The following is an 18,780-nucleotide window of genomic DNA, read 5'->3' as shown; positions in this document are numbered from 1 at the left end:
GACGTTTGCGCACGGGAGGAATCGCATGGTCACGCTGACGGAAACGGCCGCCAAGAAGATCGCCGACCTCCGCCTGGAGGAAGGCAAGCCCGAGTGGGGGCTCCGCGTTCGCCTGGTGGGCGGCGGCTGCTCCGGGATGTCGTACGAGCTCGGGTGGGAGGATGAGGCGGCGCCGGGCGACACGGTGGTCGAGCTGCACGGCGTCAAGGTGTACATCGATCAGCACAGCGCGTCCTACGTCCAGGGCAGCGAGATCGACTTCGTCGACAACAACATGCTGGGCGCCGGCTTCGCGATCAAGAATCCCAACGTGAAGTCGAGCTGCGGCTGCGGCCAGTCTCACCGCTTCTAGCTCTCCCCCCTATCCTGCCGTGCGCATTCGGGTCCGCCTCTTCGCCCGGTACCGTGAAGCCGCCGGGCGCGAGCGGCTCGAGCTCGAGCTCCCCGAGGGCGGTACCGTCGAGACCGCGTGGTCGGCGGTCGTCGACCGCCACCCCGAGTTGGGGCGCTACCGGCCGTACACGCTCTTCGCCGTGGGCCACGACTACGTCGCGCCCGAGCACCCCCTCCGGCCGGACGACGAGCTGAGCCTGTTTCCACCCGTGAGCGGGGGGAGCTCATCGGAGGGGGCGGACGTTACGGCCCCCTCCGAGCCTCCCCCAGAGATGGCGCGGGCCAAGCCCGCGCTCAAACACGGTGACACCTACCGCGTCGTAGACGCGCCCCTGTCGCCGGAGGCGATCGCGGCCGCGGTGGACGATCCCGGCGCCGGCGGAATCGTGATCTTCTCCGGCGTCGTGCGCAACGAGACCGGTGGACGGCCCGTCAAGTTCCTCGAGTACGAGGCGCACGCGCCGATGGCGGAGGCCAAGATGCGCGAGATCGGCGAGGGCCTCCACGCGCGCTGGCCCGGCGTCAAGCGCGTGGCGATGCTGCACCGCATCGGGCGGCTGGAGATCGGCGAGCCGAGCGTGCTCATCGCCGTCTCGGCCGCGCACCGGCAGGAGGCGTTCGAGGCGTGCCGGTACGCCATCGACACCCTGAAGCGCTCGGTGCCGGTGTGGAAGAAGGAGCACTTCGAGGACGGAGAGGTCTGGGTGGGCCCGCAGGGAGGCTAGTGACGGTGCAGGCCGACGTCCTCGACGTCGTGCGCGACACCATTCGCCGCCACGCGATGCTCGCGGGCGGCGAAACTGTCCTGGTCGCCGTCTCGGGCGGCGCGGACTCGACGGCGCTGCTCCACGTGCTCGGCGGGCTGGCCGCCGAGTGGCGCCTCCGACTTCACGTGCTCCACGTCGATCACCAGCTCCGCGCCGGCTCGGCCGGTGACGCCGACTTCGTGCGGGCGCTGGGACGACGCCTGAGCGTTCCCGTGGAGGTCGCCACGGTCGAGGTGGCCGCGCGGGCCTCCCTCGAGGAGGCCGCCCGGCAGGCGCGCTATATCGCGCTGGAGGCCGAGGCCGACCGCATCGGGGCCCACCGCATCGCGCTGGGCCACACCGCCGACGATCAAGCGGAGACCGTCCTCATGCGGCTGCTGGAGGGCGCCGGTGTGCGGGGGCTGGCCGGGATCCCCGCGGTCCGGGGGCGGATCATCCGGCCGCTGCTGGACGTCCGGCGTCGCGATCTGATGGTTCGGCTCGAGCGCGTGGGGCTCGCCTGGATCGAGGACCCCAGCAACCGGGATCCCAAGTTTTTCAGGAACCGTGTCCGGCACGAGTTGCTGCCGCTCCTGGCCGCGTCGTACGCGGCCGACGTCGTCGTCGCGCTCAATCGCGTCGCCGGCCACGCGCGCACGGCGCTCGAGGCCCTCGAGCGGGTCGCCAGCGTCGAGCTGGATCGCATGGCGCGAACGGAAGGCGAGGGGCTGATCCTGCCGGGGGACGCGCTCTCGGCGCTGCCGCGGCCGCTGGCGGCCGAGGTGCTCCGCCTGGCGGCGGCGCGCCTGGGCAGCCGCGCCCCCCTCCGGGCGTGGGCCCATCGGGGCCTCGAGCGGCTCCTGGCCACGCCCCCGCCGCGGCGACCGTTCAGGCTCGGCGGCCTCACCGTCGAGGTGAGCGGCCGGCTCGTGCGGCTGGCCCGCGGGGTTGCGCCGGCTCTGATCGCACGGCCGGTGCCGATCCCCGGCAGCGTGGCGCTGCCCGAGGTCGGCCTGCGGCTGGAGACGCGCCTGCTGCCCGCCGACGGCTATGCCGTGCCCCGCGAGCCCGACCGTGTCGCGTTCGACGCCGACGAGTTGCCGGGTGCTTGGGTGGTCCGGGCTCGGCAGCCGGGCGATCGATTCCGGCCGTTCGGCGCCGGGGCGCGGCGCCTCAAGACATTCCTGATCGACGCGAAGATTCCCCGCTGGGAGCGCGAGCGCCTGCCCATCGTCGAGGCGAAGGGCGAGATCGTATGGGTCGCCGGGCTGCGCCGCGGCGCTCGGGCCCCGCTGACGTCCGGCTCCCGCCGCGTCCTCGAGCTCAGCCTGAAGCCCCTGGCCAACTAGCGACCGCGCCCGGTAGAATGCGGGGACACCCATGAAATGCCTCGCCCTTCTTGTGTGTCTCTTCGCCCTGGCGCCGCCGGCGTGGGCCGAGCGGCGCGGCGAACCCGCCACCGATCCCAGGGCCCTCCTCCGGGCGATGGAAGAGGCGTTCAGCGCGGTCGCGGACCGGGCGACGCCGGCCGTCGTCAACGTCAGCACCGTCCCTCAGAAAGGGGCGGCGGGGCCGCCCGAAGACCTGGAGCGCTTCCGGGAGTTTTTCGGCGAGGAGTTCTACGAGCGGTACTTCCGGCGGCGGCGGGAGGAGGTGCGCGCCACCGGCTCCGGCGTCATCGTGGATCCGAATGGATACATCTTGACGAACAATCACGTCATCGAGAACGCTGCCGAGATCGTCGTCCGTCTCTCGGACTCCCGGAAATTTACCGCGCGGCTCGTCGGTCGCGATCCGAAGACCGACCTGGCCGTGCTCAAGGTCGACGCGCCGAGGCCGCTGCCGGTCGCCGAGCTGGGCGATTCCGACCGCCTGCGGGTGGGCCAGTGGGCCATCGCGATCGGCAACCCCTTCGGTCTGGACCGCACGGTGACCGTCGGCATCATCTCCGCCACGGCGCGCACCCGCGTGGGCGTGGCGACGTACGAGAGCTTCATCCAGACCGACGCCTCGATCAACCCCGGCAACTCGGGCGGGCCGCTGCTGAACCTGGACGGCAAGGTGATCGGGGTCAACACCGCCATCGTGGCCGCCGGGCAGGGCATCGGCTTTTCGATCCCGATCAACATGGCCAAGGACGTCATGCGCCAGCTCATCGCGCGGGGCCGGGTGGTGCGGGGCTGGCTCGGTATCGTCATCCAGGACGTCACGGACGAGCTGGCGGGAAGCTTCGGCGTGCGCGAGCGCGAGGGCGTCCTCGTCGCCGACGTGATGAAGGGCGGCCCGGCGGAGGCGGCCGGGCTCCGGCCCGGGGACGTGATCGTCGAGTTCGGGGGGGCCCGGGTGAAGGAAGTGCCCGATCTCCAGCGCCAGGCCGCCGGCGCGATGCCCGGGCAGACGGTGGCGCTGACGGTTGTCCGCGACCAGGGACGGGCGTCGGTCAAGGTGACCGTCGGCGAGATGCCGACCGATGAGCCGGTGGCGGCGGCGGAGGGGGACGAGAGCTGGGGCCTCGCGGTCGAGCCGCTGGCCAGCGATCCGGCGCGGCGCCTGGACCTGCCCTTCGCGCGGGGCGTGGTCGTCACCGACGTGGTGCCGGGCAGCCCCGCCGACAAGGCCGGCCTTCGCCGCGGCGACGTGATCCTCGACGTCAAGGGGCGCCCGGTCACCGACGTCCAAGGCCTCTACCGCGAGCTCGGCGCGCTCAAGCCCGGCCAGTCGGCTCCGCTCTACGTGCATCGCCCCGCGGGCGGCGGTGGGCACAAGGAGTATCTCGTCCTGGAGCGCCCGAGCGCGCGATGAGCCTGGCGTCGCCTCCCGATCAGACCGAGCTGGTTCGGCGCGGGACGGTGCTCGTCGTCGACGACGAGGAGGGCGTGCGGGCCTCCGTGCGGGCCATCCTCGCGGACACCTGCCGCGTGCTGGAGGCCGAGGACGGCGCGGTGGCGCTGGAGCTGCTCCGGGCCCACGACGTCGACGTGGTCATGCTCGACCAACGGATGCCGGGCGACCAGGGCATCGACCTCCTGCCCCGCGTGAAGGCGCTCGACCCCACTCTGGTCGTCGTCCTGGCCACGGCCGTCCGTGACGTGCGCACGGCCGTGGAAGCGATGCGGCTGGGCGCCTACGACTATCTGGTCAAGCCGTTCGACGTCGACGACATCATCCTGCTGGTCCAGCGCGCGCTCGAGAAGCGGGCCCTGGAGCGGGAGGTGCTGTGCCTGCGGTCGGCGCTGGCGCCCAGCGGCGTCGCGACCGTCGGCTTCGAGGGCATGGTCGGGCGGCACCCCGAGATGATCCGCATCTACCAGCTCATTACCCAGATCGCCGAGACGCCCACGACGGTCCTGATCACCGGCGAGAGCGGGACGGGCAAGGAGCTCATCGCGCGCGCCATCCACCAGCGGAGCAGGCGCCGCGGCCAGCCCTTCGTGGCGGTGAACGTCGCCGCCCTTCCCGAGACGCTGCTGGAGTCCGAGCTATTCGGCCACGAGAAGGGCGCGTTCACCGGCGCCCACGCGCGCAAGCTGGGCAAGTTCGAGCTGGCCCAGGGCGGCACCGTGCTCCTGGACGAGATCGGCTCACTCCGCCTCGATCTGCAGACCAAGCTGCTGCGCGTGCTGCAGGAGCGCGAGATCGAGCGCGTGGGGGGCGCCCGGCCGGTCGCCGTCGACGTCCGGGTGCTGGCCGCCACGAACCTGAACCTCCGCCAGGCTGTCCGGGAGCGGGCGTTCCGTGAGGACCTCTTCTACCGGTTGAACGTCGTCCCCATCCACGTGTCTCCGCTGCGCGAGCGCCGGGAGGACATCCCGATGCTGGTGGAGCACTTCGTGCGCAAGATCGCCCGCGAGTGCCACCGCGACGTGCGCGGCGTCTCGGCGGGCGCGTTGGAGGTGCTCACCCGCTACGACTGGCCCGGCAACGTCCGGGAGCTGGAGAACGTCATCCACCGCGCGGTCGTGCTGGCGCGCGAGCCCGTGCTGTATCTGAAAGACATTCCGCTGGACGTGGCGCTGCCGGAGACCGGGCCGCGGCTGGCGGAGGACACCGGGCTGCCGCTGCGGGAAGCGTGCGAGCAGTTCGAGCGCCAGTACGTCCTGCGCGTGCTCGAGCGCGTCGGCTGGAACGTCAGCCGGGGGGCCCGGCTGCTGGGCGTGCACCGCAACACCGTGCTGGCCAAGCTGTCGGCCTGGGGCGTGCAGCGCCCCGGTACTCCGGAGGGCCGCAGCGCCTCGATGTGACGGCCACCCGGCGTCTCAGGTCAGGTTGAGCGCCGCTCCCCTTGAAGTCAGGATCGACGACGGGCCACGTTTCACTTTCTCGTGCGCTCGCAGGATCACCGGGGCGCTGGACGCGGAAAGGCGTGGAGGCGTCAAGGGCTCGTCGCTGTAATACCTGCAGAGTCCCACGCGAGGGAATCGGCACAGGAATCGCGAGTCCTACACCTCAGAGATCCCGTCCGGGGTCTACTTGACCTTGGCGCTCGGTTCGATGGCGTTGTCACTGATGATGATGGTCATGGGACGCCGCAACGTGGCGAACTTCATCGGTCAGTGGGTACCCACCCTCCTCATCATGGGCCTCTACAACAAACTGGTGAAGGTCGAGGGGAGCGAGTAGAGGTCACTGCGCTCTCCCACCCCCTCTACGCGAGCGCCATCCGGGCTGCCGCTGCGGGAAGCCTGCGAGCGGTTCGAGCGCCAGTACGTCCGGCACTCCGGAGGGCCGGAGCGCTTCGCTATAACGGCCCCGGGCTCGCGAATCAGCTCCTTTTCGAGGCCCGCGTTGGGTCACCAGCGGTGTGACGCGGGCGAAGCCGGGCACGACGCCTCAATCCACGTAGGGCATTCTGCCCGAATGCGGTATGGGCGGCCCCCGTAACCCCGTGAACCGACGAGCTTTCCATACATGGCACGCTCCCTGCCGTTGGTAGACGGTCGACGCGGGCGAGGCGGAGGAGGTGCTGGCAATGTTCGATGTCCTCTACGAGCTACGTCTTCGAGAACTGTTCGAGTCTAAGGACAGCGTGTCCGTGGTGCGGCCCGGGGAGATGCTGCCGGTCGCGGCCAGGGACGATGGCCGACAGGAAGCTGAACAGGCGATGGCCGGCCGCCCGAAAGCGGAGGTCGCGTGAGGACGGCGATGGCAAAAGAGGATTGTGCGGTGCTGGCGGCAACCCTCGTCGGGCTGGCGGTGTTCGGCTGGTCGGTCGTACACACGCTTTCCGTACTCGCCGCGACGAGTGCGGACGTGGAAATCATCTGTGCGGGGATGACGACGGCCGACTGCGCCCGACTGGTGGTCGGCGCCCCCTGAGCGATGAGCACCCCGGGGAGCCAGCTGCTCATCATCGTGTCGCGGGAAGAACCCCTGGTGTGCGTCCATCTCACCCAGGTCTTCGCGGAAAACGAACGTGTCGGGGTCGTCCTCGACCGCCGCGTGGCCAGACGGCGCTCGCCCGATGGACAACCCGTGTTTACGCGTGACCGACGCCAGCACGACGTGAGTTCATCCCTGGACAGGCTTGGATGGGCCATCGTCCTGCGACCGCGCGGTGAGGCTGCGCAGTCTGCTACGTCCCTTGCCGAGGGGAGGGTACTGCAATGACTCAGGGGTTCCTAGAGGTCCAGGGACAGATCCCGCTCGAGCAGTTCTGGCCCGAGGGTGAGTCGGACGCCGACACCACCAAGGTGAAGATCGAAGTCGGTGACGAAGCGTTCAGATTCCGAGAGCATCCCGGCGCCGAGTTTCGCGTGACCCATGCCTTCGACAAGGCCCGCGTGAGAGGTCGGGTCAGCAAGGAGATCATCGACCCCAAGGGCCGGATCACCATCCGACTGCAGGGGGTCGACGCGCCGGAACTTCACTACACGCCGCCGGCGGCAAAGCGCAAGGCGGAACAGACGGCGGAGCAACACCGACTGTATCTCGAGTGGAACCATAAGTACCGCCAGCACTTCGCAGAGTCGGCGACGGCCGCCCTGAAGAGCCTCCTCGAGAAGGAAGGGGTATCGCATCTGCCCTGCGTCGTCTGGACCGCCGTCGAACAGCCCGACGACGCCATCGACACCTACGGGCGCCTGGTCGGCGACATCCTGGTCGGCCTCGAAGGCCAGGACCAGAACATCAACCAGTGGCTGACCGCGGCGGGCTGGACCGTTCCGGCGTTCTATAACTCCATGTCGGCGGAGGAGATCAGGACGCTCCTGGAGCTCGCCGACGAGGCCCGAACAAAGGGCCGGGGGATCTGGCCGGAGCTCGCGGAGGTCGTCGGAAAGTTGGACTTCGACCTTCGTTACCGGAAGAGCGTGCCGGAGGACGGGGCGGACGACTCGGGAGCCGTGCTCATGCCGAAGCTCTTCCGCCGGCTCTGCGCGTGGGCCGTCAACCGGAAGGCCAAGATGCTCACGGGCAGCTTCAAGTCCTACCTCGTGAAGAAGCGCGACACCTGCTACTTGATCGACGAATTCATCGAACAAGGGGCGACGGCAGCGACGCCACGCAACCTCGGCGAATTCGTTGGCGCCAACGGCGCCCTGCTCGCGCGCCCCGAAGATCTCGTGTTCCACGAGGAGGGCGCGAAGCTCTTGGGACCTGACGGCCAGGCGCCCGCCTGGTAGCGCGGTTGGCTCGTTGACGCCGGCCAGACGCGCGAGGCGCGGTGCGTCGCCCCGTCGAGGGATCGTCGGTAGGCCGTCGCGCGGATGGCCGTCGACGCCGCTTGACAGCCCTCGTGCATCAGCGCAGAGTCGCGCCACGCATCGACCGTCCGGCCCTGGGGAGGTAGCCGTGCCTGCGGATCGAGTCTCGGGAACAGTGCGCCAGTGCTCTTCGTTGGGAGGTGCTGTATGCCAAAGTATCTGATCCAAGCGTCGTACACCGCGGAGGGCGTCAGGGGGCTCATGAAAGACGGAGGCTCTCAACGGCGTTCGGCGGCGGAAGCCGCCCTGAAGGGGGTGGGTGGAAGGCTGGAATCGTTCTACTTCGCCTTCGGCGAGACCGACGTGTTCGCCGTCGCTGACGTGCCGGACAACGCCAGCGCCGCGGCCGTCTCGTTGGCTGTCAGTGCCAGCGGGGCGGTCCAGGTCACGCTGACCGTGCTGATGACGCCCGAGGAAATGGACCAGGCGACGAAAAAGATGATCAACTATCGCCCGCCGGGGCACTAGGCCGACACCCAGGGCCGGAACGCCGTGCCACGGGCGCCGAGTCACCCTCGGCGCTCGTGGTGTTTTCCAGGCGTCAATCACGCGTCATCTGTAGTCCATACACTGCCGTCCAGAGGGCCAGCAGATCACCGAGCTGGCGCCACCCGAGCCTGCTCCCGGGCCCTTCCACGTGGTCCACGATCCCGAGCAGCAGCACGCGCGTCCGCAGGGGCCGCGCGGCGGCCAGGCGCAGGGTTTCGGTGTAGGGCACCGCCCGATCCTCGCGCCCGTGCACCAGGAGCAGGCGCGCGCGGATGTCGCTGGCGACACGCTCGGGGGAAAGCGCATCGAGCAGGCCGCGGAGATCGGGCGGCGGGTGCCGCAGGAAGGCGGCGGTCCTGGCGGGATCGCGCGCGCTCAGCGCGCGCCGGGTCGGCTCGTCGATGAGGTCGGCGTTGGCCGCGATGAAGGCCCGCACTACCTCGGGGTCGTGGACGACGTGGCCCCGCACGTCGTCATAGGCGTAGCCGCCGGTGAGGAAGAAGCGGAGCAGCTCCAGGGCCGACGCGTAACCGCCCAGGCTCACCACGGTGGCGACGCGGTCGCGGACCCGCGGATCGGCCGCGGCGAGCAGCGCCGGACCGGCGCCCACGCTGACGCCCATCACGACCACGCTGCGGGCGCTCCGAGCGCTGGCGGCGGCGATGGTCGCGACCACCGGCTCCACGTCCTTCGGGCGGAGCCGACCACGCATGAGGCCCGGAAGGCTGGGGACGGCCACCTCGAATCCCGCGCGCGCGAGCAGGCGCGCGGCCTGCCCGGCGCGCGGGTCGTCTTTGCCCTCCGGCGTGAAGCCGTGGACGAGCACGAGCGGGACGCCCGCCCGCAGCGCCGGAGCCGCGTAGCGATCGGCGGAGACGCCGGCCACCGGCAGCGGCTCGCGCCGGGGCTGGCGGGTGACGTGCGTCAGGAGGGCCGGGCGGCCGTCGGTCAGGAACTCCACGAGGAAGGCCCCGGCCACGAGCAGAGTCCGCCCCGCGAGGGCGACGGGAAGGAAGAAGGCGAGGGCGAGGAGGAGCGGGAGGAGCGGCGCTACTTTCGGTTGACGCACTTCACGAGGCGCCACCCGTTGAACATGTTCACCTTCACGATCAGCTCAGGCTTGAAGCCGACCTGCGCGAGCAGCGGCCGGAGCGCGAGGTTCGACTTCCAGCCCAGTCGCGTGCACACCGGCGCGACGAAATCTTCGAGGCGCCCCATCAGCCCCCGCTCGCTCCGGAAGTGGTTCAGGATGACGATCGTCCCGTTCGGTCTCACCACCCGCCGCATCTCGCGGAGCACGGCCACCGGGTCGGGGACCGCCGAGATCGTGTAGGTCGCCAGCGCCTTGTCGAACTCGTTGTCGGCGAAGTCCATGGACGTGGCGTCCATGACCTTGAGGGTGACGTTCGGCATCGTCAGCGTCTGCACCCGCTCGACGGCCTTGTCCAGCATCTCCTGGGAGAGGTCGATTCCCGTCAGCCGCACCGCGGGCGGGTAGAGGGGCAGGTTGAGCCCGGTCCCGATGCCCACTTCGAGGACGCGATCGTTGGGCTCCAGCTTGAGCTGCTTGACGGCGGTCGCCCGACCGGGAGCGAAGATCCAGTCGAAGATGTAGTCGTAGATCGGCGCGTACAGCTCGTACGCCCGCTGGACCTGCCTCTTTTCCAGGACTACATCGTCCACGTGGGGTCCTCCAGCGTCACGGATTCGAGGCCGGCCCCGGGGTGAAATGTCAAATCGCGAGCATCTTACCCGTCGACGGGGCAAGTTGCCAAGAGAGACTTTGTGGGGGTCAGAGCAGGAACTTCATGAGCAGGGTGGCCAGCCCCAGAAATGAAAAGAATCCAAATACATCCGTGAACGTCGTGATGATGACGCTGGACGCGATGGCCGGATCGATCCGGAAGGCCTTGAGCGCGACCGGGATCAGGGTGCCGACCACAGCGGCCACGAGCATGTTGAAAACGAGCGCGACCCCCAGGATGAGCGACACCAACAGATGGCCTTTCCACACGTAGGCGATGGCTGCAATCACCAGGCCGTTGGCCGCCCCCGTCGTCAATCCCAGCCAGAGCTCCTTCCAGAGCACACGCCCGAGCACGCTCCGGGTCAGTTCACCGAGCGCGATGCCGCGCACGACCACCGTGGCCGTCTGGGTGGTTCCGATGCCCCCCATCGAGGCCACGATCGGCATGAAGATGGCCAGCATCGCCAACTCCCGGATCGACGACTCGAAGAGCCCGATGACGGAGGCCGCCAGGACGGCGGTGCCGAGGTTGATCAGACGCCAGACGAGGCGCTTGGGAAAGGCCGCCCGCGGCGGGTCCAGCACCGTCTCGTCGCCGGCGACGCCCGCCAGCCGCTGGATGTCCTCGGTCGCCTCCTTCTGGATGACGTCGATGACGTCGTCGACGCTGATCGAGCCCAGCAGGCGCCGGTTGGCGTCGACGACCGGGACCTGAATCAGGTCGTAGCGCTGCACCAGCCGCGCGACCTCCTCCTGGTCGGTATCCACGGTCACGCTCGGCACCTCGTCGGTGCGGATTTCGTGGATCGGCGTGGTGGGATCGGCGGTGAGCAGGCGGTGCAGGGGCACCAGCCCGACCAGATGGTCGTGGCCGTCGACCACGTAGAGGTAGAAGGCGCGGTCGCCCGATGTGGATTTCCGGATGTGCTCGATGGCCTCACCGACGCTCGCCGCCTCGTGCACGGCGACGAAGTCGGGTGACATGAGGCGACCGGCGGTGCCCTTGCCATACGCGAGGAGCTCCTGGACCTCCTCGGACTTCTCCTCCTGCATGAGCTCGAGGATCTTTTCGGACTCCTCCTTGGGCAGCTCCTCCAGGATCTCGACGACGCCCTCGGCGGGCATGCGCCCGAGGACGCGCGTGACCTCGCTCTCGTCGAGCGTCTGGAGGAGCTCGTGGGCGGTCGAGTCGTCCAGCTCGGCGAGCACGGCGCCGGCGTGCTCCGCCGAGAGCAGCCGGAAGACGTGGATCTGGTCGAGCGGCGGCAGCTCCCGGATGATCGAGGCCACGTCGGCGGCGTGAGCATCCTCGAGAAGTGCCGCCAGCCGCTCGTCCCGGCCCCCGCTGAGCAGCTCCTTGACCGATTCGATGAGGCGGTCCGTCTCGCTCATAGCTCACTTCGAAGTATGGACCGGCGAGCGCGGCGCACAAGTGTTTTGTTGGTCGCAGGGGGTGCCCGGCCGGGGCAGCGCCGCCGGCTTCGGGACGCGGCCCCGCCCGGCTCGGCGCGCTACGACAGCCGGGCGCGATAGCGACGGTAGGCGGGGCTCGCCTGCAGCCGACGGCGGAGGGCGAGGTCCAGCCGCTGCGGGCGCGTGACCGCGCTCGGCCGGAGCAGGCGCGCGAGCGGCCGGGAGTCGACCAGGCCCTGCCCGCTCACGACCTCACGCAGCGGCCGGCCGGTGGCCAGCGCCTCCTTCACCAGCTCCGCGGTGACCTCGTAGCCGAGGTACGGCGAGAGCGCCGTGGCCTCGACGAGGCTCCGGGAGACCAGCGCCGCGACCCGCGCCCGGTTGACCGTGATCCCCTCGACGCACCGCGCGCGCAGGAGGCGCACCGCCCGTGTGAGGAGGTCGAAGCTCTGTCCGAGATTGAGGGCGACCAGGGGCGTCATGACGTTCAGCTCCAGCTCGCCGCGCGCCGCTGCCAGCGCGATGGCGGAATCGTGGCCGCACGCCTGGACGCAGGCCATCTCGACCGCCTCGGGCACGGACGGATTGACCTTACCGGGCATGATGGACGATCCCGGCTCGACCTCGGGGAGCCTGAGCTCGCCGAGCCCCGTGTGGGGGCCGGAGGCGAGCAGGCGCAGGTCGAAGCAGATCTTCGCGAGGTCCACTGCAAGTCCGCGGAGGGCGGCCGAGCAGGCCAGCAGGGGCCGGAGGCTCCACGTCGCCGTCACGGCGCTGCGCGCCGGGATCAGGCGCTGCCCGACCTCGCGGGACAGCTCGCGCGCGACCATCGCGCGGAAGCGCGGATGCGACGTGATCCCCGTGCCCACGGCCGTGCCCCCGAGGCCGATCACTCGCAGCTCTCTGGCGGTCGCGGCGAGGGACCGGGTCGCCTCGTTCAGGCTCTGGGCGTATCCCGTGAAGACCTGGCCGTACGTGATCGGGACGGCGTCTTGAAGGTGAGTCCGGCCGGGCTTCACCACGTCGCGCTCGCGCCCCGCCAGCTTCCGGAAGGCGCCCTCCAGCCCGGCCGACTCCTCGCGCAACGGCCCGAGCAGCTCCAGCGCCATCAGCCGGATCGCGGTAGGGGTGACGTCGTTGGAGGACTGGCCGAGGTTGACGTGGTTGTTCGGGTGGATGGGCTGGTAGCGCCCACGCCGCCCGCCCAACCGCTCGTTGGCGAGGTTGGCGATCACCTCGTTGACGTTCATGTGGGTGGGCGTCCCCGCCCCCGCCTGCAGACTGTCGAGCACCGCGGTATCGGGCACGCGGCCGGCGGCGACCCGATCGGCGGCCCCGGCGATTGCCCGGGCCCAGGAGAGGGGAAGCAGGCCGAGTCGGGCATTGGCCCGGGCCGCGGCCTTCTTGATGCGGGCGTACGCGCGGATCAGCGCCGGATGGGGCGGCCGACCGCTGAGGTCGAACGTCTCGCGCGCGCGCTGCGTGAAGGCCCCGTAGAGCGCGCGCCTGGGAACCGCCTTGGCGCCGAGGGCGTCACGCTCTCGGCGCATCGCCGGGGAGAACTACGCGGCCATGTCGCGGATCTGGTAGCGGTGCCTGTCCCCGTTCGTCCCCTGGAGCAGCCGCGGCCGCTTGCCGTAGCGACCGAAGTACCAGGCCTCGTAGCACTCGCGATGATAGGTCCCCGTCGTGGCGACCACCTGTGGCGCGTAGCGCGCGACCAGCATGAAGCACCGGCCGCATACCGGAGCGCCCTTCATGTCGATGTCGGTGACGTTCCGATCGTCCATGACTCGATGCACCCCCTCCCGGCCTGTCAGCCGGTGTCTCAGATGCGAACGGTCTCAGCAAGGCCGATGCCACGGAGGGAAACTCGGATTTTCTGGGACTTGAGTGCTAGGCGGGTGGGGGCGAGCAATTATTACACGAGCAATAATTACAGGGGTCCGGAGGCCGCCTGGCGGTCCAGGACGGGTCGCGGGATGCGCGCCAGCTCCGCGAGGAGCATGGCTGCCCACCGGTAGATGTTCTGCTCCCGCACGAGGGCGCGCATGCGCGTCATCCGATCGCGCCGCTCCTCCGGCGGCATGACGATGGCGCGGTGGATCGCCTCCGCCATGTCCTCGACGTCGTAGGGGTTGACCATGAGGGCATCGGTGAGCTCGCGCGAGGCGCCCGTGAACCGGCTCAGGATCAGCACGCCGCCGTCGTCCTCGCGCGCCGCGATGAACTCCTTGGCCACGAGGTTCATGCCGTCGTGCAGGGAGGTGACCGTGCAGAAGTCGGCGCAGCGGTAGAAGGCGCGGATCTCCCGATGGTCGTGGTGGCGCTCGCGGTAGACGATCGGGCGCCAGCCGCGGTCACCGATGTCCTCGTTGATGCGTCGCACGATCTCGTGGATCTCCTGCTGGAGCTGCTGGTACCGGGGGATCCGGCTCCGGCTGGGGGACGCGATCTGGGCGAAGACCACGCGCCGCCGGTACTGCGGCCAGCGCTCGAAGAACCGGCGGATCGCCCGGAAGCGCTCGGGCAGCCCCTTGGTGTAGTCGATCCGCTCGACGCCGACGCCCAGGAACTCTGCGGAAACCTCCAGGCTGGCCATCAGGGTGGCCCGGTCGACGGGCGGATCGTCGATCAGCGCGTCCGTGGCCACGCTGATCGGGAACGGCAGCACGTGGGTGGTGTGCTGACCGCGGATGACCGTGAAGTGGTCCCATTCGACGCGTCCTTCGATCGTGCGCTCCACGGTCTCGAGGAAGTTGTTGCAGTGGAACTGGGTGTGGAAGCCGATGAGGTCGGCCCCCAGCATGCCCAGCAGAATCTCCTCCTGCCAGGGACAGATTCCGAACGCCTCGAAGTTGGGCCAGGGGATGTGCCAGAAGAGCGCCACGCGCGCGTCGGGGCGGGCCTGCTTGATCATCCGCGGCAACAGCGCGAAGTGGTAGTCCTGGACCAGGACGATGGGCGCGTCCGCCTTCTCCATCTCCTCCAGCAGCGCGTTGGCGAACTTCTGGTTGACGGCGCGGTACTGCTCCCAGTCGCCGGCGCGGAACTGCGGCCGCTCGTGAACGATGTGGCACAGCGGCCAGAGGCCCTCGTTGGCGAAGCCGTAGTAGTAGCCCGTCTCCTCCTCGGGCTCGAGCCAGACGCGGCGCAGCGTATAGGTCGGGTCGAGGGAGGGCAGCCCGATCCGCTCGCCGAGGACGCGGTCGGCATCGCCGCTGCCGTGCGCGACCCAGACGCCGCCGCATGCCAGCATGATCGGCTCCAGCGCCGTGACGAGGCCGCTGGCGGGCTGGAGCTCGCGGATCGTCGTGCCGTCGCGGACGTGGCTCACCGGCTCCCGGTTGGAGACGACGTAGACGGGCTGCGCGCCGAACCGCATCTGGACGAACTGCTTGAGGCGCTCCTCGGTCCACACGCTCTCGCCACTCAGCCGCAGGCGCGCCTCCTGCTCGGCGATGGCCCGGGTCCGCGCCAGGGTGCGCGCCAGCCCGGTGACCTCGCCGGCGAGGGTCCCGAAGAGGCTGGCGTCGGCCTCAGGCGGGGGCGCCACCGGCTGCCCGGCCTTCAGCTGCTTCGTCCACTCGGCGATGCGCGCGATGGGCCGGGTGACGGTCGTCCGGACCAGAATCCACGTGATGCCCGTCAGGATGAGGATGAGCACGCCCAGGCGCACGGCCGTGCGGCGCCAGAGATGCCACTCCTGGGTGTCGAGGAACTGGGCGTCGAGGAAGACCGCGGCCGCCCCGACCGCGCGGTCGTCGCGCTCCAGCCGCACCACGTGCACCCAGCGCATGCGTCCGCCCACCTCGTGAAACGCGCGGGAGGGCGTGCCCGTCCGGATCGTCTCCGAGATGAGCGGGGACACCGGTCCCACGAAGGGCTTCACGTCCGGCGTCGCCTCGATCACGCTGCCGAACTCGTCGTAGATGGCGATGCCGCGATCCGGGCGGCCGAAGCGCTTGAGGACGCGATCGTACCCGGTGCGCGCCTGCCGGGCCGCCAGGGGCTCGGCCGTTTCGCGCACGGCGTCCGCCGCCAGCGCCGCGCGGCGCCCCAGGTCCTGGACGAGGCGCACGCGCTCCTCCTGGACCTCGAGATAGGCGAAGCCTCCGGTGACGAGGAGCGCCGCCAGCCAGATACCGCCGAGGAGCCTCAGCAGGAGCCGCATGGATCGATCCGCCGTCCGGGGCCGATGGGCCGGAGGCGCCCGCTCACCCCATCACGCGCCGAACTTCGTGAGGCGGAGCGCGTTGGCCATCGCCAGCGGCATCAGATGTTGGGCGGCCAGCACGCCCAGGCTGCCCGCCGCGCAGGCGCGCTCGGTGAACGTGGAGACAGGGTCGGCCCCGCAGTAGCGGCTCCAGAGGACCACAGGCACCGGCTGCCAGCCGTGTCCGGCCAGGACGGCGGGGCTGGCGTGGTCGCCGGTGACGAGGAGCACGTCGGGGCCCAGGGCCTGGATCTCGGGGACGAAGGCGTCGAAACGCTCGAGCGCGTCCACCTTGGCGTCGAAGTCCCCGTCCTCGCCCGCCTTGTCGGTGTCCTTGTAGTGGACGAAGAAGAAGTCGTAGGCCTCCCAGTGCTGGCGCAGCGTCGCGATCTCGTCGGCGAACGAGGTGCCCGTCTTCAGCACCTCCATGCCGACGAGCCTCGCCAGCCCGCGGTACATGGGGTAGGCGGCGATGGCGGCGGCGCGCAGGCGGAAGACGTCGGGGAAGCGTGGCAATTGCGGCAGCCGATCGAAGCCGCGCAGCAGCACCATGTTCGCGGGGGCCGCGTCGGCCAGTCGCCCGCGCGCCTCCTCGACGAACGTATTGACGAGCGCGGCGGTGCGCTCGGACCCCGGGTCGAGCCCGTGCACGGACAGGGGCGCCTTCCCCAGGGCCTGGGGGTCGGTCTCGGACAGGCGCCCGCCGAGCTCCCCGCCGCGGAGCACCAGCGCGAAGCGGTGCTCCTTCACGGGCTCGACGAAGACGTCGACGCCGGGCAGGCGGATACCGCGCAGACGATCGGTGAGGCGCATGCAGGTCTCGGTGGTGATCCGCCCCGCGCGCCGGTCCGAGATGAGCCCGTGCGCATCCACCGTGCAGAAGTTGCCTCGAGCGGCGACGTCGCCGGGACGGAGGTCGAACTCGATGCCCAGCGCCTCCAGCACACCGCGGCCGACGGGGTAGGTGAGTGGATCGTAGCCGAAGAGCCCAAGGTGGCCGGGACCGCTGCCGGGCGTGATGCCGGGGGCGACGTGGCGGATGAGCCCGCAGGCCGCGCGCGCGGCGAGCGCGTTCAGGTGCGGCAGCCGCGCCGTCTCCAGTTCCGACTTGCCGGTCTGGAGGTGAGGCAGCCCCCCCAGGCCGTCGAGCGAGAGCAGGACGATCTTCGAGTCACTCGTCACCACGAGCGAGGTGATCAGGTCCAGCACGAGCCCAGTGTACCTGAGAAACTGGCAAGAAGCGGGCACCGGCTGGCCCCTGCGAGACCCGTGGGGTTTCGTGGTCGAGGAGGGGCCAGCCGATCCCGCCCCTTACGCATCCTTGATGGGGTTCTCGAGGGTCCCGAGACCGGTGATCTCCATGCGGCACGTGTCGCCGGGCTGCATCCAGACCGGCGGCTTGCGCCCGAGCCCGACGCCGGCCGGCGTGCCGGTCGCGATGAGATCGCCGGGCGAGAGCGTCATGAGCCCGGAGAGGTAGCTCACGATGTAGCGGACGTCGAAGATGAAGTTCCGTGTGGTGCCGTTCTGCATGAGATTCCCGTTCACCCAGGTCTTGAGCTCGAGGACGTGCGGATCCCGGATCTCGCTGCGGTCGGCGATGTAGGGGCCGACCGGCGCGAAGGTGTCGGGGATCTTGCCGGCCGCCCACTGGCTCGTGATGAACTGAAAATCGCGGGCGCTGGCGTCGTTGATGATCGTGTAGCCCCAGACGTAGTCGAGGGCCGCCTCCTTCGTGACGTAGCGGGCGGTCCGTCCGATGACGACGCCCAGCTCGACCTCCCAGTCCAGCTGGGTCGAGCCGCGCGGTCTTAGAATGGGCTCGCCGGGATCGAGGATCGCGTTCGCCCACTTGGGAAAGATCGGCGGCTCCTTGGGGATCGGATTCTTCGTCTCTTCGGCGTGGTCCTTATAGTTGAGGCCGATGCAGATGAACTTGCCGGGATCGGCGATCGGCGCGTGCAGCCGGGCGGAGGCGCGGGCCACCGTTACCCACTCCGTGATCGCGCCTACCGCGTCCTGCGTGGCCCCGCCGCCTTCGAGGAACTCGCGTGTGCTCTGCGGCGCGAGCGCGGCGGCGATCTCCTGGGCCCGCATCACTCCCCGCCGGGCCAGGGTGGCGGCCAGGCTCGCCTGCAGGTCGGCGATGCGGTCGTTCTGGAGCGCACCGAGGCGCGGGGCTTGGCCATTGAGGGAGAAGCGGACGAGTTTCATCGAAGTGCCCTCCAAGAAAGGGATGTGGGGGGATTATAGCGCCCCGTGGATTTCCGTGGGTGGGCTGGGCGGTCGAGGCGGATAATGACATATTCGTCTCCCTCGAGCCCCCGGGCCGGGATGGCCTGGCCGTCGGAGCGCCGGGATCCGGTGACGTCGGCGCGCGGGCGACGGAACAAGGAGGACGAGAATGATGGGCGCTCGACTGGTCGCGGTATGGGTCGTGGTGGCGCTGGCGGTCGCCGGTCCGTTACAGCCCCTGGCCGTGGCGCAGCAGGCCGGACAGGCACAGCCGGAGATGCAGACCCCACCGGAGACGCAGACCCAACCGGCGCCGCCGACGGAAACGCCGGCGCAACCGGCAACGCAGGACCAGCCAGCGACGCAACCACCGCCGGAAACGCAGGCGCAGCCGGCGCCCCCGGCACCGCCGGCCATGCCGCCCGAGCCGCAGCCGGTGACGCAGCCGCCGGTGCCGGCGCCACAGCCCGAGGCCCAGACGCCGCCACCGCCGCCGCCGGCACCGCGGGTGCAAACCCCTCCGCCGCCGGCGCCCGCGCAGGCCCGCCAGAGGGTAGCGCTCCGGTCCGAGGTGCGAAGGACGCGCGGCGGCTTCGTGTACGACGCGGGTGCTGCGGTAATCACCGTGATCGGCCTGCCGTTCAAGGCCGGTATCTGCGCCCTCAGCGTCCCCCTGGGGCTGACGCTCCTGGTGATCACCTTCGGGAGCGCCGACCGGGCCTCGGTGGCGATCATCAGGGAAGGATGCGGCCAGAGGTGGATCGTGCGCGGCGACGACATCCGGCCCGAGGGGTCCCAGTCGCGGGTGGTCGACTAAAGGCAGCCTGAGCGTCTCGCGCC

General features: G+C 70.2%; 18 protein-coding genes. 10 read left to right on the top strand and 8 right to left on the bottom strand.

Features of this window, described 5'->3' with window-relative positions; translation table 11 throughout:
- The first annotated feature begins 25 nt into the window (after positions 1 to 25).
- From VGV13_20785 to VGV13_20745, 9 genes are all read left to right on the top strand, one after another.
- Complete coding sequence (locus VGV13_20785; GenBank protein HEV8643522.1) at positions 26 to 352, top strand: iron-sulfur cluster assembly accessory protein; 327 nt, start codon at positions 26 to 28, stop codon at positions 350 to 352.
- Positions 353 to 371: 19 nt separating this feature from the next.
- The gene (locus tag VGV13_20780) at positions 372 to 1,118 is read left to right on the top strand and encodes a molybdenum cofactor biosynthesis protein MoaE (protein ID HEV8643521.1); all 747 of its coding nucleotides are present in this window, start codon (positions 372 to 374) and stop codon (positions 1,116 to 1,118) included.
- On the top strand, positions 1,118 to 2,488 hold the full coding sequence (gene tilS / locus VGV13_20775; protein ID HEV8643520.1) for a tRNA lysidine(34) synthetase TilS: 1,371 nt from the start codon (positions 1,118 to 1,120) through the stop codon (positions 2,486 to 2,488). Before VGV13_20780 ends, tilS begins: the two co-directional genes overlap by 1 nt.
- 31 nt (positions 2,489 to 2,519) lie before the next feature.
- Entirely contained in the window at positions 2,520 to 3,941 is a 1,422-nt protein-coding gene (locus VGV13_20770; protein HEV8643519.1) for a DegQ family serine endoprotease, read from the top strand.
- Positions 3,938 to 5,380: a sigma-54 dependent transcriptional regulator gene (locus VGV13_20765; protein HEV8643518.1), complete on the top strand. Its 1,443-nt coding sequence runs from the start codon at positions 3,938 to 3,940 to the stop codon at positions 5,378 to 5,380. Before VGV13_20770 ends, VGV13_20765 begins: the two co-directional genes overlap by 4 nt.
- 728 nt (positions 5,381 to 6,108) lie before the next feature.
- Positions 6,109 to 6,273 (top strand): hypothetical protein, encoded by a 165-nt coding sequence (locus tag VGV13_20760; GenBank protein HEV8643517.1) that lies wholly within the window; start codon positions 6,109 to 6,111, stop codon positions 6,271 to 6,273.
- An 8-nt stretch (positions 6,274 to 6,281) separates the two neighbouring features.
- Complete coding sequence (locus VGV13_20755; protein HEV8643516.1) at positions 6,282 to 6,455, top strand: hypothetical protein; 174 nt, start codon at positions 6,282 to 6,284, stop codon at positions 6,453 to 6,455.
- A gap of 287 nt (positions 6,456 to 6,742) precedes the next feature.
- Positions 6,743 to 7,759, top strand: coding sequence for a thermonuclease family protein (locus tag VGV13_20750; protein HEV8643515.1), 1,017 nt, complete (start codon positions 6,743 to 6,745; stop codon positions 7,757 to 7,759).
- Between the two features lie 228 nt (positions 7,760 to 7,987).
- The gene (locus VGV13_20745; GenBank protein HEV8643514.1) at positions 7,988 to 8,308 is read left to right on the top strand and encodes a GYD domain-containing protein; all 321 of its coding nucleotides are present in this window, start codon (positions 7,988 to 7,990) and stop codon (positions 8,306 to 8,308) included.
- 73 nt (positions 8,309 to 8,381) lie between these two features.
- Here the strand turns inward: VGV13_20745 and VGV13_20740 are convergent, their stop codons facing one another.
- The 8 genes from VGV13_20740 to VGV13_20705 form a co-directional block, all read right to left on the bottom strand.
- Positions 8,382 to 9,398 carry an alpha/beta fold hydrolase gene (locus VGV13_20740; GenBank protein HEV8643513.1) on the bottom strand — a complete coding sequence of 339 codons (1,017 nt, stop codon included), beginning with the start codon at positions 9,396 to 9,398 and terminating at the stop codon, positions 8,382 to 8,384.
- Complete coding sequence (locus tag VGV13_20735) at positions 9,380 to 10,012, bottom strand: class I SAM-dependent methyltransferase (GenBank protein HEV8643512.1); 633 nt, start codon at positions 10,010 to 10,012, stop codon at positions 9,380 to 9,382. Before VGV13_20735 ends, VGV13_20740 begins: the two co-directional genes overlap by 19 nt.
- 109 nt (positions 10,013 to 10,121) lie before the next feature.
- Entirely contained in the window at positions 10,122 to 11,468 is a 1,347-nt protein-coding gene (mgtE, locus tag VGV13_20730; protein ID HEV8643511.1) for a magnesium transporter, read from the bottom strand.
- A 119-nt stretch (positions 11,469 to 11,587) separates the two neighbouring features.
- Positions 11,588 to 13,039, bottom strand: a complete 1,452-nt coding sequence (locus tag VGV13_20725) for an aspartate ammonia-lyase (protein HEV8643510.1) — start codon at positions 13,037 to 13,039, stop codon at positions 11,588 to 11,590.
- Between the two features lie 12 nt (positions 13,040 to 13,051).
- On the bottom strand, positions 13,052 to 13,279 hold the full coding sequence (locus tag VGV13_20720; GenBank protein HEV8643509.1) for a hypothetical protein: 228 nt from the start codon (positions 13,277 to 13,279) through the stop codon (positions 13,052 to 13,054).
- Between the two features lie 146 nt (positions 13,280 to 13,425).
- Positions 13,426 to 15,663 (bottom strand): trehalose-6-phosphate synthase, encoded by a 2,238-nt coding sequence (locus VGV13_20715; GenBank protein HEV8643508.1) that lies wholly within the window; start codon positions 15,661 to 15,663, stop codon positions 13,426 to 13,428.
- A gap of 51 nt (positions 15,664 to 15,714) precedes the next feature.
- Complete coding sequence (locus VGV13_20710) at positions 15,715 to 16,914, bottom strand: 2,3-bisphosphoglycerate-independent phosphoglycerate mutase (GenBank protein HEV8643507.1); 1,200 nt, start codon at positions 16,912 to 16,914, stop codon at positions 15,715 to 15,717.
- 102 nt (positions 16,915 to 17,016) lie between these two features.
- Entirely contained in the window at positions 17,017 to 17,919 is a 903-nt protein-coding gene (locus VGV13_20705) for a fumarylacetoacetate hydrolase family protein (protein HEV8643506.1), read from the bottom strand.
- A gap of 190 nt (positions 17,920 to 18,109) precedes the next feature.
- Here VGV13_20705 and VGV13_20700 point away from each other — a divergent pair, with 190 nt between their 5' ends.
- Entirely contained in the window at positions 18,110 to 18,757 is a 648-nt protein-coding gene (locus VGV13_20700; GenBank protein HEV8643505.1) for a hypothetical protein, read from the top strand.
- Positions 18,758 to 18,780 lie beyond the last annotated feature (23 nt).

This window comes from Candidatus Methylomirabilota bacterium (assembly GCA_036001065.1).
In the GTDB taxonomy this organism is placed as follows: Bacteria; Methylomirabilota; Methylomirabilia; order Rokubacteriales; family CSP1-6; genus MNEF01.
The sequence above is the reverse complement of the archived record's forward strand: the minus strand, read 5'-3'. Positions and strand labels throughout refer to the sequence as shown.

What these genes read in the sequence shown, in the direction of transcription:
- VGV13_20745 (HEV8643514.1), top strand. Translation starts at nt 7,988, where the DNA reads ATGCCAAAGTATCTGATCCAAGCGTCGTACACCGCGGAGGGCGTCAGG.
- VGV13_20750 (HEV8643515.1), top strand. Translation starts at nt 6,743, where the DNA reads ATGACTCAGGGGTTCCTAGAGGTCCAGGGACAGATCCCGCTCGAGCAG.
- VGV13_20700 (HEV8643505.1), top strand. Translation starts at nt 18,110, where the DNA reads ATGATGGGCGCTCGACTGGTCGCGGTATGGGTCGTGGTGGCGCTGGCG.
- VGV13_20755 (HEV8643516.1), top strand. Translation starts at nt 6,282, where the DNA reads ATGGCAAAAGAGGATTGTGCGGTGCTGGCGGCAACCCTCGTCGGGCTG.
- VGV13_20725 (HEV8643510.1), bottom strand. Translation starts at nt 13,039, where the DNA reads ATGCGCCGAGAGCGTGACGCCCTCGGCGCCAAGGCGGTTCCCAGGCGC.
- VGV13_20715 (HEV8643508.1), bottom strand. Translation starts at nt 15,663, where the DNA reads ATGCGGCTCCTGCTGAGGCTCCTCGGCGGTATCTGGCTGGCGGCGCTC.
- mgtE (HEV8643511.1), bottom strand. Translation starts at nt 11,468, where the DNA reads ATGAGCGAGACGGACCGCCTCATCGAATCGGTCAAGGAGCTGCTCAGC.
- VGV13_20705 (HEV8643506.1), bottom strand. Translation starts at nt 17,919, where the DNA reads ATGAAACTCGTCCGCTTCTCCCTCAATGGCCAAGCCCCGCGCCTCGGT.
- VGV13_20760 (HEV8643517.1), top strand. Translation starts at nt 6,109, where the DNA reads ATGTTCGATGTCCTCTACGAGCTACGTCTTCGAGAACTGTTCGAGTCT.
- VGV13_20765 (HEV8643518.1), top strand. Translation starts at nt 3,938, where the DNA reads ATGAGCCTGGCGTCGCCTCCCGATCAGACCGAGCTGGTTCGGCGCGGG.
- VGV13_20770 (HEV8643519.1), top strand. Translation starts at nt 2,520, where the DNA reads ATGAAATGCCTCGCCCTTCTTGTGTGTCTCTTCGCCCTGGCGCCGCCG.
- VGV13_20720 (HEV8643509.1), bottom strand. Translation starts at nt 13,279, where the DNA reads ATGGACGATCGGAACGTCACCGACATCGACATGAAGGGCGCTCCGGTA.
- VGV13_20785 (HEV8643522.1), top strand. Translation starts at nt 26, where the DNA reads ATGGTCACGCTGACGGAAACGGCCGCCAAGAAGATCGCCGACCTCCGC.